The sequence below is a fragment of the Mesorhizobium sp. M7A.F.Ca.MR.245.00.0.0 genome, assembly GCF_003997415.1.
Taxonomy (GTDB): Bacteria; Pseudomonadota; Alphaproteobacteria; order Rhizobiales; family Rhizobiaceae; genus Mesorhizobium.
The window spans coordinates 81,342-95,218 of the sequence record NZ_RZTE01000019.1 but is presented as its reverse complement, the minus strand read 5'-3'; the positions used below and the strand labels follow the sequence as shown (position 1 = coordinate 95,218).

At 63.4% G+C, this 13,877-nt stretch carries 14 protein-coding genes; 10 read left to right on the top strand and 4 right to left on the bottom strand.

Annotated features, from left to right (window positions below; genetic code table 11):
* Together EOB80_RS19960 and EOB80_RS19955 are read right to left on the bottom strand one after the other, a co-directional pair.
* Nucleotides 1-612, bottom strand: a 612-nt coding sequence (locus tag EOB80_RS19960) for an SDR family NAD(P)-dependent oxidoreductase (protein WP_281058032.1), incomplete at its 3' end; no start/stop codon positions are given.
* A complete protein-coding gene (locus EOB80_RS19955) occupies nt 609-1,463 on the bottom strand; it encodes an NAD(P)-dependent oxidoreductase (protein WP_127329185.1) in 855 nt (284 codons plus the stop codon). The genes EOB80_RS19960 and EOB80_RS19955, both read right to left, overlap by 4 nt.
* Before the next feature lie 232 nt (nt 1,464-1,695).
* Here EOB80_RS19955 and EOB80_RS19950 point away from each other — a divergent pair, with 232 nt between their 5' ends.
* From EOB80_RS19950 to EOB80_RS19940, 3 genes are read left to right on the top strand one after another with little or no spacing between them, the layout of a single operon-like run.
* Nucleotides 1,696-2,340 (top strand): isochorismatase family cysteine hydrolase, encoded by a 645-nt coding sequence (locus EOB80_RS19950; RefSeq protein WP_127329183.1) that lies wholly within the window; start codon nt 1,696-1,698, stop codon nt 2,338-2,340.
* Nucleotides 2,341-2,389: 49 nt separating this feature from the next.
* Entirely contained in the window at nt 2,390-2,929 is a 540-nt protein-coding gene (locus tag EOB80_RS19945; RefSeq protein ID WP_127329181.1) for a MarR family winged helix-turn-helix transcriptional regulator, read from the top strand.
* A gap of 44 nt (nt 2,930-2,973) precedes the next feature.
* Complete coding sequence (locus EOB80_RS19940; RefSeq protein ID WP_127329179.1) at nt 2,974-4,167, top strand: amidohydrolase family protein; 1,194 nt, start codon at nt 2,974-2,976, stop codon at nt 4,165-4,167.
* Between the two features lie 3 nt (nt 4,168-4,170).
* Here EOB80_RS19940 and EOB80_RS19935 read toward each other — a convergent pair whose 3' ends face one another.
* Nucleotides 4,171-4,755: an amino acid synthesis family protein gene (locus EOB80_RS19935; protein WP_127329177.1), complete on the bottom strand. Its 585-nt coding sequence runs from the start codon at nt 4,753-4,755 to the stop codon at nt 4,171-4,173.
* Complete coding sequence (locus EOB80_RS19930; protein WP_023809103.1) at nt 4,752-5,336, bottom strand: amino acid synthesis family protein; 585 nt, start codon at nt 5,334-5,336, stop codon at nt 4,752-4,754. Before EOB80_RS19930 ends, EOB80_RS19935 begins: the two co-directional genes overlap by 4 nt.
* A 254-nt stretch (nt 5,337-5,590) precedes the next feature.
* Here EOB80_RS19930 and EOB80_RS19925 point away from each other — a divergent pair, with 254 nt between their 5' ends.
* From EOB80_RS19925 to EOB80_RS19890, 7 genes are all read left to right on the top strand, one after another.
* Complete coding sequence (locus tag EOB80_RS19925; RefSeq protein WP_127329175.1) at nt 5,591-6,595, top strand: BMP family ABC transporter substrate-binding protein; 1,005 nt, start codon at nt 5,591-5,593, stop codon at nt 6,593-6,595.
* Nucleotides 6,596-6,731: 136 nt separating this feature from the next.
* Complete coding sequence (locus EOB80_RS19920; protein ID WP_127329173.1) at nt 6,732-8,261, top strand: ABC transporter ATP-binding protein; 1,530 nt, start codon at nt 6,732-6,734, stop codon at nt 8,259-8,261.
* Nucleotides 8,258-9,298 (top strand): ABC transporter permease, encoded by a 1,041-nt coding sequence (locus EOB80_RS19915; RefSeq protein WP_127319584.1) that lies wholly within the window; start codon nt 8,258-8,260, stop codon nt 9,296-9,298. Before EOB80_RS19920 ends, EOB80_RS19915 begins: the two co-directional genes overlap by 4 nt.
* Entirely contained in the window at nt 9,286-10,272 is a 987-nt protein-coding gene (locus EOB80_RS19910) for an ABC transporter permease (RefSeq protein WP_127329171.1), read from the top strand. The genes EOB80_RS19915 and EOB80_RS19910 overlap by 13 nt, the downstream gene beginning before the upstream one ends.
* Nucleotides 10,273-10,283: 11 nt before the next feature.
* Nucleotides 10,284-11,297, top strand: coding sequence for a nucleoside hydrolase (locus tag EOB80_RS19905; protein ID WP_127329169.1), 1,014 nt, complete (start codon nt 10,284-10,286; stop codon nt 11,295-11,297).
* A gap of 8 nt (nt 11,298-11,305) precedes the next feature.
* Nucleotides 11,306-12,241 (top strand): nucleoside hydrolase, encoded by a 936-nt coding sequence (locus EOB80_RS19900; protein ID WP_127329167.1) that lies wholly within the window; start codon nt 11,306-11,308, stop codon nt 12,239-12,241.
* Between the two features lie 381 nt (nt 12,242-12,622).
* Nucleotides 12,623-13,642 (top strand): phosphatase PAP2 family protein, encoded by a 1,020-nt coding sequence (locus EOB80_RS19890; protein WP_127329165.1) that lies wholly within the window; start codon nt 12,623-12,625, stop codon nt 13,640-13,642.
* Nucleotides 13,643-13,877 lie beyond the last annotated feature (235 nt).

Sequence of the window (13,877 nt, the reverse complement as noted above, 5' to 3'; positions counted from 1 at the left end):
GCTGTTGAATTCGCCGTTGCCGGAAGCCGGCACGCCAAGCGTCGTCTCGATCACGCCGGGGCAGATCGCATTGACGCGTATGCCGTAGGGCGCGGCATCGAGCGCCGCGACCCGCGTCAGGCCGACCACGCCGTGTTTGGAAGCGACATAGCCGGCACCACCCGAAAGGACGTCCCAACCGGCCATGGACGAGCCCATGTTGACGATCGAGCCACCGGTCCCGGCCTTGATCATCGCCCGAAGCGAAGCCTGCAGCACGAGGAAGATGCCGCGCAGATTGATGCGGATGGTCGTATCCCAGTCCTCGACCGGCAGGTCGTGAACGGGAGCGACGACGCCGGAAATGCCGGCATTGTTGAACACCACGTCGAGGCCGCCGAACGTCTCGACGGTCGCCTCGACGGCGCGCCGCACACCCGCTTCGTCGGTGACGTCAGCCTCGATCGCCAGGACGCCGCCGCCGAGGGAGCGAGCCAGTTGCTGCGCCGCCGCGCCATGGCGGTCGACAATGGCGACCCGTGCGCCTTCGTCAAGGAAACGCCGCACCGCTGCGCTGCCGATCGCGCCGGCGCCGCCGGTGACGAGGACCTTTTTCTGGTCGAACCGTTTCATCCCAGGGTCTCCGGCTTTGGATAGGAACGCCATGAATACTGTGGTTCGAAGCCGATCGTTTCGCGCGCATGGACCGTGTCGAGCACGGCGCCGAAACCGGCGATCGACCGTGACAGGGGGACATCAGGATAGACCCGGCGCAAAAGCGCTTCGGTTTCCTCTTCCATGAATGTGTCGGCGGCGCTCAGGAGGACGCGCAGATGGCTATCGCCTTGCCACTCAAGCGCCCGCAGGAAGCCCTGCCCGGCGTCGCGCGCATCCAGATAGGCCCACAGGTCGCGGGCACTGTCGGCAGTGGCGCGGCGCGGCCCGACGCCGTCGAAAAAAGAACCCGGCGTCTGGATCCACGGCATGCGGACACTGACCGCCGAGAAGGCACCGCGGCGCACCGCCGCGTCGACGATTTCCTCGCCCAGCCATTTCGACAGGCCGTACGGGTCCTGCGCGCCGACCGGATGGTTCAAGTCGACCGGCAGATAGGGCGGCCGCACAGGTTTCTCGAAAAAGGGATAGCCGAAAACGCTGAAGGACGAGGCATAGACGAAGCGCCTGGCGCCGGCCATGGCAGCTGCCTCGACCACATTGTAGGCGGTCGCGATGTTGGTCTTGAACACCTCGCCGCCGGCCCGGCCGGTCGGCCGCGGAATGGCCGCGACATGCACAACGGCATCGCAATCGCGCACCAGTTGCAGTGTCGATCCCAGATCGGTCAAATCGGCGGTTGCGTGGCGCCATGCGACCTCACCCGGCACCACGGCATCGACACCAAGCACATCGTGGCCGGCCGCAACCAGAGCCTCGGCCACATGGCGGCCAAGCAGGCCACTGGCTCCGGTGACGATGGTTTTCATATCTCGGCCTCGGCTCTGCAATTCAGCGGCTTGGATATCATTGATGGTCATACAAATCGAGCACATGCCTGACAAGCGTTGTCAAGGCCATTTCGCGATGGACAAATAGCGCATACGCTTGTCGGAGCGCGGTGCGCAAGGCCGACCGGCACGCTTTGCGTCGAACGGGATTGACTTGGCATCCGCTAGGGTTTTTTGTATGAGCATCAACGATCGGTCAAAGGAGCTCGCCATGTCCGTGGACAGTTTTTCCTCACATCGGCACGATGACGCGGTGCGCCTCGATCCACGCCGTGCAGCCGTTATCGTCATCGATATGGTCAATGAGTTCTGCAAGCCCGGCGGGGCCATGGTCCTGCCTGGGTACGAGACGCTGGTCGCGCCGCAACTGGCCGTGATCGAGGCCGCGCGCGCCGCCGGCGTGCCGGTGATCTGGGTCCATGACAGCCACCGGCCGGGCATGCGACGCGAGCGCGAATGGCTGAAGCGCACACCGCATTGCCTGGATGGAAGCTGGGGGCCGGAGATCATCGAGGATCTCGGCGCCCGCGACGATGAGATCCATGTGATCAAGCGGCGCTACTCTGCCTTCTTTCAAACCGACCTCGACCTGACGTTGAAAGACATGCAGACCGACCAGTTGGTCATCTTCGGCGTGGTCACCAACATCTGCGTGCGCTCGACCGTCCATGACGCCTTTTTCCAGGGCTATGAGGTGGTGGTGCCCAGCGACTGCTGCGCGGCGACGGGACCGCGCGAGCAGGAAAGCTCGCTCTATGACATAGCGACCCATTTCGGCGTGGTCAGCGATTCGGCTGATGTCGTCGCAGCCCTCCGCGACGGGACGTCGCTTCAACCAGCGGAGGTTGCGGCTTGAGCTTTTTCCAAACCGGCGACATCCAAGACAGCGGCGATAGGAGTCCGGTGTGACGACTGAATCCGAAAAAGGCGCGGCGCCGAAAACGCCGAGCGGCGATGCACCCCCGAGCCGCGAGCAGGTGCTGCAGCAGTACGCCGGGACCGGCTATGAACTGGACCGCCACCCGGCGCACGTCATCCGCCGGGCGCATCAGCGCGCGACGTTGCGCTTCCAGCAGGTCATGGCCGGCGAAGACCTTTCGCCAACGCAATTCGCGGCGCTCGCCACGATCCTCAAGCATGGCGAAGTTTCGCAGAACCATCTCGGCCGGCTGACGGCGATGGACCCATCGACCATCAGCATCGTCATGCGCAAACTGCTCAAACACGGGCTGATCACGCGCAGCGCCTCCGAAACCGACCAGCGCCTGACGATGATCGCGCTGACCAGCAAAGGGACCGACTACACGCTGGAGCGGCTCGAACGCAGCGTCGAGGTCGGGCGGCGGTTCCTGTCGCCGCTCTCACCGGCCGAGCAGGCGACGCTGCTTCGCCTGCTCCAGCGCATCAACGACGACGACCCATCGAATGGCGACGGCGGCAAATAAGCCGCGTCCAGTCCTTTTTTCCATAACAGCAAAAGTGAGAACCGATGTCGTCCGACCTCCAGTCGTCTGCCAACACGCTCGTCGTCCGCAATATCGGTCTCATGCTGAGTGGCGATCTAGCACAACCGATCATCGACGCCGACACCATCGTCGTGACCGATGGACGTATCACCGGCATTGGCAAGGCAGGCGACATTGATGGCGGCAGCGCGGCGACGGTCATCGATGCGATGGGCTGCGCGCTCGCGCCGGGTCTTATCGACAACCACGCCCATCCGGTGGCCGGCGACTGGACGCCTCGGCAGAACCAGATCGGCTGGATGGATTCGACCGTGCATGGCGGCGTCACCACCATGATCTCGGCGGGGGAAGTCCACACGCCGGGCCGACCGCGCGACCTGGTCGGGCTGAAGGCGCTGGCGATCGCTGCCCAACGCACCTTCTCCAACTTCCGTCCGAACGGCATGAAGATCCTGGCCGGGGCACCGATCCTGGAACCCGGCCTTACCGAGGAAGACTTCCGCAGTCTCGCCGAGGCCGGCGTGACGCTTGTCGGCGAGGTCGGGCTTGGCGGCGTCAAGGATGGGCCGACCGGCCGGCAGATGATCGCCTGGGCGCGCAAATACGGCATGACCTCGATGACCCACACGGGCGGCCCGTCGCTGCCCGGCTCCGGCCGCATCGGCGCGGATGTCGTGCTGGAGGTCGACGCCGACATTGTCGCCCACGTCAATGGCGGGCCAACCGCCCTGCCCGACGCGGAAATACGGCAGATCTGCGAGAAGGGCTCGAGGGCGCTTGAAATCGTCCATAACGGCAATTTGCGCACCGGACTGTTCGTGCTCGATCTGGCAAGGCAGCGCGGCGAACTTTCGCGCGTCATCCTCGGCACCGACAGCCCGGCCGGATCCGGCGTGCAGCCGCTCGGCATCCTGCGGACGCTCACCATGCTGGCTTCGCTGGGCGGCATCGCGCCGGAAGTGGCGTTCTGTCTTGCCAGCGGCAACACGGCGCGCGTGCGCGGACTGGACGATCGCGGTTTGATCGAGGTCGGTCGCGCCGCCGACCTGATCTTCATGGATCAGGCGATCGGCGGCGCCGGCGACGGGCTGCTCGACAGCGTGGCGCTGGGCAATCTTCCAGGCATTGGAATGGTCGTCATCGACGGCGTGGTGCGGACCGGCCGGAGCAGAAATACGCCTCCGGCGATGCGCGTGCCGGAAGTCCTGGCGGCCTGACGGTCAGCCGACGCCGTCAATCCCGACAATCTTGTCCTTGGTCAGCCCGCCGACGCGCGGGTGCGGCCTGCCGGAATCGGTGACGGCGATTGCGACGACGATCTCGTCGGCACGCGGTGCGTCGGGAACACGAACCTCCATGCCGTCGAAATGGCTGCGCACCCGCGCCGCATCCTTGTGACCGAGCGGAATATCGAGCGACACGCCGAGGCCGCCGCGCTTCTTCGATGAAGGAATGAGCGCGGCGCCCTTGCCAAGCACATCGCGGAACGGGGCGCCGAGCTTTGGATGAAGGATGGCGGCGGCATGTTCGAGCTCGCCATCGGCGCCGACGGCGGCGGCCTTGCCGAAGCTCTCGACCCGGTCGCCGGCAATGCCCAGAGCAGCGACCGCGCGCCTGGGCAAGATATCGCCCAGGGCTTCGCCTATGGCGCTCAGTGCCGACAGGTCCTCGACATAGGTACCCGCATAGGGGTTGCGGATCACCGCGATGGCTGCGGCACGCCGCGTCGGCGGATCGACGGGCCGTCCGCCTTCGATCCGGGTTTCCTCGACGATGGTGATGATGCGGCGAATTTCCGGGCTCATCGCAATCCGTCCTCGCCCTTGATGTCGGCGGCAGCAAGGCCGCCGACCCGTGCATGGACGCGTGCGCCGGTGGTCATCGCCAGGATGACCGCCATTTCGTCGCCGCGCGGCGCATCGGCAATGCCTATCTCGATCGCATCGAAATGGCTGCGCACATAGGAGGCGTTTATGTGCGTGATCGGGATGTCGATGCGCGTTCCGGGGCCGCCGACCTTCTTGGTCGAAGGCACGATCGCCTTGGCATTGCCGAGCAGTTCGCGCATCGCATAGCCGCCCGGATTGTGCCAGAGCGCGCCATGTTCAAGCTCGCCGGCGGCGCCGACTATGGCACCCTTGCCATAGCCTTCGATGGCCTGGCCGCCTTCACCAATGGCGTCGATCAGGCGCCGGGCCATATCGAGACCGAGCGGCTTCAGGTCTTCCATGAAGCCGGTGATCTCCTCGACATAGCGTCCGGCAAAAGGGTTGGCAATGACCGCGACGACCGCGCCTCGCTTGAGCGGGCGTGCCGCGTGGGGTCCGCCCTCATGGAATATCTCTTCGACCTGAACCAGAAATTTCCTGACCACCACAGCCGGCATTGTTTCGCTTCCTTCATCCCGTCGTTCATGAAAACTCATTAGAGTATCAACAATTATGCCCGTCGACATTTGTCAAGCGCAGACGTCGAGCACGTGGGCGAAGGGCCAAGAAAACTGCATCGGATGACGATTGACAGCCTGTTAAGCCGCTCCTAAACTCATATGACCATCAACGAACTCGCCGTTGTTACGGCGATATGTGGGGATGGTCAAAGCGTGGCTTCAAAAGCTGGAAAAAGCTGAAGGGGAATGACATGAAAAGGGCGCTCAAGAGTTTATTTCTGGCCGGCACGATGCTTGCCATTTCGTTCGGACCGGCCGCCGCACAGAACAAGGTTTCCGTAGCCGCGATCTCGGGATATTTCGCACAGGGTTTTGGCGTTTCGATCGTCAACGGCCTCAACAAGGCCAAGACCGATTTCGGCATCGACCTCAAGCTGGTCGACACCGGCAATCGCGCGCTCGACTACCAGCAGCAGTTCGAGAATCTTGCCAAGGGCAAGCAGTACGACCTCATCTTCGTGATGGGCTGGGAGCTGGTGGACTCGCTGCAAAAGGTCAGCGCCGAATATCCCGACCAGCGCTTCGTGTTCATCGATGGCGTCCTCGACAACCCCAAGATGATCTACGCCAATTTCGCCGAGGAGCAGGGATCCTTCGTGGCCGGTGCACTTGCCGGCATGATCGAAGCCAAGGGCACCGCCTTCGACAAGATCGGCGACGGCAAGGCGATCGGCTTTGTCGGCGGCCGCGATATCCCGGTGATCCGCAACTTCCTGGGCGGCTACGAGCAAGGCGCCAAATATGCCGCGCCCGACGTCAAGGTAAACTCCGTCTTCGCCGGAACCTTCGACGACCCGGCCAAGGGAAGCGAACTTGCCCAGGCGCTTTACGGCCAGGGCTCCGACATTGTCTACAACGTCGCCGGCCCGACGGGTGAAGGCGTGATGCAGGCAAGTGCCGCGGTCGACAAATATTCGATCGGCGTCGACATCGACATGTGCGGCTCGGCTCCCGGAAATGTGCTCGCCAGCATGCTGAAGCGCGGCGACATCGCCGTCTACACGCTGATCAAGGACGAGGTCGAGGGCCGCAAGATCACCGCCGGCACCCGCACTTTCGACCTCGCCTCGGGCGGTGTCGAGGTCAAGGTCTGCAATGATATTGCCCCAAAGATCCCCGCTGACGTGACCGCCAAGCTGGACGAGATCAAAAAGGGCATCGTCGACGGCAAGATCGTGATCGCCAAGGCAAAGTAAGCCAACAACAGCGCCTCCCTCCCAAGAAAGCGCTACACTGATCCGCCGCGGCTTGCCGCGGCGGATCAGTGTCCAATCTGCGAGAGCCACGTTGTCGAACACGCCGGGGTCGCCGACCCTCCACAGCAATGCCGCGATGGCCGTCGAGTTGACTGGCATCACCAAGCGTTTTGGCGCATTCGTCGCCAATGACGGCATCGACCTTGCGGTCCGCCGCGGCGAGATCCACGCCATCATCGGCGAGAATGGTGCCGGCAAGACGACGCTGATGAACATCCTGTTCGGCCTCTTGCAGCCGGACGAAGGCTCGATCCGGCTGAACGGTGAAGAGATCGTGATCGCCGATCCGTCCGTGGCGATAAAGGCCGGCCTCGGCATGGTTCACCAGCATTTCAAGCTGGTTCCCTCGCTCTCGGTTGCCGACAACGTCTTTCTCGGTATGGAAATCCGTCGCCATGGGCTGATCGACCACGCCGCACAGGTTGCGCGCACGCGCGACCTGTCGAAGCGCTTCGGCCTGCAGGTCGATCCGACCGAGCGCGTCGGGCTGCTCTCGGTCGGCATAGAGCAACGCATCGAAATCCTTAAGGTTCTGGTGCGCGGCGCGCGCACCATCATCCTCGATGAACCGACCGCCGTGCTGACGCCGCAGGAAAGCCGTGAACTGTTCCAGACACTGCGCAGCTTCGTGGCCGAAGGCATGACGGTGATCTTCATTTCGCATCACCTGGAAGAGGTGATGGAAGTGTCCGACACGGTGACAATGCTGCGCAACGGCAGGAAGGTGGCGACCCGGCCGACGGCCGAGCTCAGCAAGGACGAGTTGGTGCACATGATGGTCGGCCGCGAGGTGAGCTTCGACCGCCGGCCGCGCGCTTCGCTGCACGGCGACGTGGTGCTCGAAGTCAAGGATCTGTGGGCGCGCGACGATCGCCTGCTGCCGGCTCTTCGCGATGCCAGTTTCACCGTCCGCTCCGGCGAGGTGGTGGGGATCGCGGGTGTGGCCGGCAATGGACAGACGGAGCTGGCGGAAGTGCTTTCGGGCTTGCGACCGGCAAGCCATGGCGGGGCGTGGCTGAAGGGCCGGAATCTCACCGCGCTCTCCCCCGCCGCGATCCGCCAGGCAGGCCTCGCCCATGTTCCAGGCGACCGCATGGTGCGCGGGGTCGATCGCAATGCTTCGATAGCAGCCAACACCCTGATGGGCCGCCAGCATCGCGCCCCATGGAGCCGCGCCGGCATGCTCAACTGGAATGCCATAAATCAAAACGCCGAAACGCTGATCAAGAGCTTCGATATTCGCGCGCGCGGACCGGGCGATGCGGTCAAGCGGCTTTCGGGGGGAAACATCCAGAAGGTCGTTCTGGCGCGCGAATTCACCAACGGCGCCGATTTCCTGCTGATCGACCAGCCGACGCGCGGCGTCGACATCGGCGCCCAGGAGGCCATTCATGACGAGATCATGCGCCAGCGCGCCGCCGGCCGCGCAATCCTGCTGATTTCCGTGCAGCTCGACGAACTGGCCGCCCTTGCCGACCGCGTCCTGGTGATGTTCAACGGGCGGATCATGGGCGAGGTCGCCGGCGACGATGCCGACGAGGAGCGCATCGGCATGATGATGGCAGGCGTGGCCGTGCCGGAATTCGCCGCGGAGACCGCATCATGACAGACCATTTGCGTGCCGTTTCCGGCCAGGTGATCGCCATCGGCGTGGCGCTGCTGATGGGCGCGATCATCATCCTCATGGTCGGCGAAAGCCCGGTGCGTGTGTTCATGACGCTGTTGCGCGGCGCCTTCGGCGATCAGGAGAAGATCGCCGGGACCTTGCTGCAGACGACGCCGATCCTGATCTGCGGTGTCGCCGCCTGCATCGGCCTGCGCGGTGGCATGTTCAACGTCGGCATCGAGGGCCAGCTGTTCCTCGGCGGCTTCGCCGCCGCGTGGGTCGGCTTTGCCATGCCCCTGCCCGCGGGCATTCACACGCTGGCCGCGCTGGCGCTCGCGGTCGTGGCAGGCGCGGCCTGGGTCGCCATCCCCGCCTACTTCCGCGCCCGCTACAACACCAACGAAGTCGTCTCGACGATCCTGTCGAACTACGTGGCGGTGCTGCTCACGTCCTACTTCACCATCTTCCTGTTCAAGCGGCCGGGCGGCTGGTCGGAGACGCCGCCGATCCTGGCGACATCCTATCTGCCGGAGATCTTCACCTTTTCGCGGTTGAACTGGGGCCTGGTCATTGGCCTGGTGCTGGCGGTCGGCGCAGCCCTTGTCTTCCGCTACACCAAATGGGGTTACAGCGTCACGATGGTCGGTTCGGCGCCCAAATTCGCCGAATATGGCGGCGTCAACGTGAAACGGCAGGGTTTCCTGGTCCTGCTGCTTTCGGGGGCCGTCGGCGGGCTGGCCGGCGGCGTCGAGACGCTCGGCGTCCATCACCGCTTCATGGAAGGATTTGCTCCCGGTTTCGGCTTCGACGGGCTGATCGCCGCCCTGCTCGCCAATGGTTCGCCGGTCGCCACCATCTTCACCGCACTGTTCTTCGGCGCGCTGCGCAACGGATCGTTGCTGCTCGAGGTCGATACCAGCGCGTCGCGCGAAATCATCACCGTGATCCAGGCGCTGATCATCCTCAGCGTGTCGGCCCAGGTGCTTGTGAGAAAGCGTGGCGACAGCCAGGCAGGGGAGCGGCGATGGAAATTCTAGACAAGCTCATCAACGTCGCGCTGATCGCGGCGACGCTTCGCACCACCGCGCCCATCCTTCTGGTCGCGCTTGGCGGCTCGTTCACCACCAAGGCCGGCATCTTCAACATCGGCCTCGAGGGGCAGATGCTGATCGGCGCCTTCTTCGCCGTCCTCGGGTCGATCTGGACCGGTTCCGCGCTGGCGGGGGTCGCCTGCGGCGTCGCGGCGGCGCTCGTCTTCGCCCTGGTTTTTGCTGTCCTGGTGGTGAGCTTCAAGGCCAATGAAGTGGTCGTCGGGCTGGCCCTCAACATCCTGGCCGGCGGCATGACAATCTCGCTGATGAAAGCGATCTTCGGCACGCGCGGCTCGATCGTCGGTCACGGCATCGTCGGCCTGCCGAAAGTCCAGCTGCCCGGTGCCCGCGACCTTCTCGGCTCGTGGGCGCCGCTGATCTCCGGCTTCACGCCGCTCGTCTATGTCGCCTTCATCGCCGTGCCGCTGCTGGTCGTCTGCTACAACCGGACACGGCTCGGCCTCTATATCCGTGTCGTCGGCGAAAAGCCGGAAGCCGCCGAGGCGCTTGGCATCTCGATCACCCGCGTCCGCTACATCGCGTCGCTGCTGTGCGGATTGCTGGCGGGCCTCGCCGGCGCTCATCTGTCGCTCGGCTACATCACCATGTTCACCGAAAACATGTCGTCGGGCCGCGGTTTCATGGCGGTGGCGATCCTGATCTTTTCCAACGGCGATCCGCTGAAGGTGCTGGCCGGCTGCCTGCTGTTCGGCTTCGCCGATGCCTTTTCGCTGCGCCTGCAGACGTTCGGCTATCCGTCCTACCTGGTTCTAACCGTGCCCTATGTCGTCGCGCTGATCGCATTGTTCGCGCTGTCCTACCGGGCGCGTCCGAGGATTATCGCCGAGACGCTGGAATCGATGCGTAAGCTGCTGTCGGTAGACAAGAACACTGAAGCCGGCGGCAAAAATCCCCAGTGAAGGAAGCCTCTATGGAACGCATAATCCTCGACGTGGATTCGGCCGGCGACGATATTCTCGCCGTGCTGTTTGCAGCGGTCAATCCGAAGCTGCGGCTCGAGGGCGTGACCACTGTGACCGGTGCCGCCGGCCCGATCGAGCAGGTCACCAACGTCGTCCTCAACACGCTGACGCTCGCCGGGCGTGACGATATCCCGGTTCACGCCGGCGCGTGGCGGCCGATCGTCGGCAACGCCAAGGCCGACATGGAGGCGCCGGTGCATTTCGAAAAGCGGCTCGTTGCCCGTTTCGGCGATCGCCTGAAGAAGTTCAACCCGCCGGCGCCGACGCCGATGCGGCAGGCCACGTCGGGACATGCGGTCGATTTCATCATCGGCACGGTCATGGCCAATCCGGGCGAGATCACGCTGGTGACGACCGGTCCGCTGACCAACGCGGCGATGGCGCTGTTGCAGGAGCCGCGATTGACCGGTGCACTCAAGCGGCTGATCGTGCTCGGCGGCAATTTCCAGACGCCGGGCAACATCACACCCCTGTCGGAATACAACATCTGGGCCGATCCGGAGGCCTCGCGCATCGTGCTGAACGCCGATGTCGAGAAGATCCTCGTGCCGCTCGACATCTGCGAGGACAACCGCGTCGCCGATTCGATGCTGACACGCGACGACATCGCCGACATGCAGGCCGTCGCGAGGGACAATCCCGTCCTTGAGATGATCGCCGACAGCTTCCCGATCTACATCGACATCTGGCGCGAGTTCTTCGACCTCGTCGGGTTCCCGATGGACGACGTGATCACCGTGGCGCTGGCTTACGATCCCGGCCTGGCGACGATGACCGAGCCGCTGTTCGCCGACGTCGTGCTCGACGGCAGGCTGGCGCGCGGCCAGACCGTCGCCTATCGCGGCCGGCAATTGCTGCCCGGCGGCGGGCCCAAGACCACCCGCATCTGCACCGGCCTGGACGGCCGGCGTTTCCTCGACGGCTTCAAGAAAACCATAGCGCGCTACGAGCGGGCGGCGTGAAAGACGGCATGATGACCAAGCCAACCCCTATCCTGTTCGACTGCGACCCCGGCCACGACGACGCCATTGCGCTGGTCATGGCGCACCGCTCGCCGGCCATCGAACTCATCGGCGTCACCACGACCTGCGGCAATGCGGAAGTCGAGAAGACGACCGCCAATGCCTTGCGCATCCTGGAATATATCGGCGCTGGCGACGTGCCTGTCGCGCGGGGCTGTCACCGTCCGCTGGCGCGCCCGCTGGTGCTCGGCACCGCCGACGGCCCGAGCGGGCTCGAGGGCTCGCCCTACCTGCCGCAGGCGACGATCAAGCCGGTTGACCAGCACGCCGTCGATTTCCTGGCCGACAAACTGCGCGCCGCGCCCGAACCGATCCTGGTCGTCGCCACCGGCCCGCTCAGCAATATCGGCCTGATGATCCTCAAGCATCGCGATGTGCTGCCCAAGATCAAGGAGTTGATCTGGATGGGCGGCGTGTTCTACCGCAAGAGCGAGATCATCACGCCGACCGAGTTCAACGCGTTCTGCGACCCCGAAGCACTGAAGATCGTGCTGGACAGCGGCGTGCCGATCCTGATGGTCGGCCTCGACGTCACCATGCAGGTGCTGATCGAGGCGCCGCAATATGCCGAACTCGCCACCATCGACACGCCGCTCGGCCGGCTCGTCAACGACTGGCTGCTGTTCTACGAGAAGCTGCATCGCAACTCGATGGGCGTCGGCGGCGCCATGCACGATCCGCTGGCGCTGGCGCTGGCCATCGACCGGACTTTGGTGCGCACGCGCCCTGCCCATATCGGCGTCGACCTGTCCGGCACCTACGCCTTCGGCGCGACCATCGCCGATTATTGGGGCGAGCGCGGCGAGAAGGACAATGCCCGCATCGCCCATGAGGTCGACGCGGACCGCTTCTTCAAGCTGATGTTCGATCTGCTGCGGGACTGACGGAGCGCCGGCAGCTTTTCACGATAGGAATCTTTTCTTGACTAGCTGCACTCAGCTATGGTACATTTTTGCCTATGGTGCTGATTTGCGCCAGTGACCCGCCGCACAGGCGGGTTTTTCGTTTGCTCCATCAGCCAACGCGCCGGCGAAGGCTCCGAAGAAGCGTCGATCGCAGTTCGTTCAGCCGCGCGAACTGTCGGGGTCAGTTGGGCTGATTGAGGATTCCGGAACTGCTCGCCAGCACCAAACTTTTGTAGATCGCGGCCAACGAGATTGGCACGCCGAAGGGCAGCGCGCCCATTAATCTCTCGGCAAGCATGACCTTGCTGGGTGAGCCTATTGGTGGTTGACTAAATTAACGTGGGAGCTAGGGGAACTCCAATGATGGACACTGTAGCCGCCAGGCCCCGGTTTGGTGTGCAAGGAAGACTGGGGTTAGCTGCCCTGACTTATACTGCCGTCGCGGCGTCGCTTTCATGGCACGCGTTCGTTGCGCTGCTGGGTAAGTACATGATTACACAGTTCTTCGCTTTGCCGCTGATGCTGCTCTTCGGGCTTAGCGTGGCTTCGGTGATAGCGCGTCCTTCCGCTCCAATGTCGTATTTGTGGGACCTCATCCGAAAGCGAGGGATCGGGGCTGCTTGGGTGATTGGCATATTCTGCGCGGCGATTGCAGCTTTCTCGACGTTTAAATATCTTATTCCTGCGTGGGTTCCGTTCTTTGCCGACCGAACGCTGGCTGACTTGGATGAGGTTTTGCATCTCGGTCAGCCTTGGCGACACCTTCACGCCATCACGCCCTCGTGGATCTCACCAGCCCTCGGTTTACTGTATGGGCCAATATGGTTTGCTCAATTCTTCGGCTTCGTCTTGTTTGCAGCATTCCTGCCAAACACGCCAATAAGGGTTCGATATCTCCTGTCGTTCGCTGCAACGCTCCTGTTGCTAGGAACAGTCCTGAGGGCTCTTGGATCGTCGGCAGGCCCGATCTTCTATGACCGAATGTACCATGGCGACCGGTTTGCAGACCTATTGGCTGCCCTTGCTTCCGTCCCGCTGGGTACGGTGACGCTGAGCACATCCGACTATCTATATGCATCGTACATTGACGATAGCGCGGTCTTCGGCGTCGGTATCTCGGCGATGCCGAGCATCCATGTCGCCATAGCCTTTCTCAATGCCTTGTTTCTCTCCAAACTCAACAAACGGCTGGGCATTGTCGGCTGGATGTATGCGGCCGCGATCTTGTATGGATCAGTGTATTTTGGATGGCACTATGCTCTGGATGGCTATGTCTCGATCATTGGCGTGCTGTTGATTTGGCGACACGCGGGCCGTAACAACATACCTGCGACAATCAACTGCCGCGCAGGGACGCCTCTGCCTCCCGAGGCACTATAAACAGTTCTAGCTCCTGAATGTCGAAGCCCGCGAAGATTCGTCGTGTGTGGGGCACGTCATTGATCGCGGCCGGTGCATCCACCGAAAGGTGAAGTGCCATCCACGGAGAAAAACGACTGCAGGCCCACTCAAATTGGACAAGCGCTGGCCGCTACGTGAGGCGCCACTTTCGCATGTATTTCTTCTTGATAATCGGGAGCGGTGGGGGTTCGGCACTGATAATCGTTGGTGAAGT

Bases quoted from the DNA above. Each gene is read 5' to 3' on its own strand.
- EOB80_RS19935 (WP_127329177.1), bottom strand. From the start codon at position 4,755: ATGAGCCCGGAAATTCGCCGCATCATCACCATCGTCGAGGAAACCCGG.
- EOB80_RS19900 (WP_127329167.1), top strand. From the start codon at position 11,306: ATGATGACCAAGCCAACCCCTATCCTGTTCGACTGCGACCCCGGCCAC.
- EOB80_RS19955 (WP_127329185.1), bottom strand. From the start codon at position 1,463: ATGAAAACCATCGTCACCGGAGCCAGTGGCCTGCTTGGCCGCCATGTG.
- EOB80_RS19910 (WP_127329171.1), top strand. From the start codon at position 9,286: ATGGAAATTCTAGACAAGCTCATCAACGTCGCGCTGATCGCGGCGACG.
- EOB80_RS19950 (WP_127329183.1), top strand. From the start codon at position 1,696: ATGTCCGTGGACAGTTTTTCCTCACATCGGCACGATGACGCGGTGCGC.
- EOB80_RS19940 (WP_127329179.1), top strand. From the start codon at position 2,974: ATGTCGTCCGACCTCCAGTCGTCTGCCAACACGCTCGTCGTCCGCAAT.
- EOB80_RS19925 (WP_127329175.1), top strand. From the start codon at position 5,591: ATGAAAAGGGCGCTCAAGAGTTTATTTCTGGCCGGCACGATGCTTGCC.
- EOB80_RS19905 (WP_127329169.1), top strand. From the start codon at position 10,284: ATGGAACGCATAATCCTCGACGTGGATTCGGCCGGCGACGATATTCTC.
- EOB80_RS19890 (WP_127329165.1), top strand. From the start codon at position 12,623: ATGATGGACACTGTAGCCGCCAGGCCCCGGTTTGGTGTGCAAGGAAGA.
- EOB80_RS19920 (WP_127329173.1), top strand. From the start codon at position 6,732: ATGGCCGTCGAGTTGACTGGCATCACCAAGCGTTTTGGCGCATTCGTC.
- EOB80_RS19930 (WP_023809103.1), bottom strand. From the start codon at position 5,336: ATGCCGGCTGTGGTGGTCAGGAAATTTCTGGTTCAGGTCGAAGAGATA.
- EOB80_RS19915 (WP_127319584.1), top strand. From the start codon at position 8,258: ATGACAGACCATTTGCGTGCCGTTTCCGGCCAGGTGATCGCCATCGGC.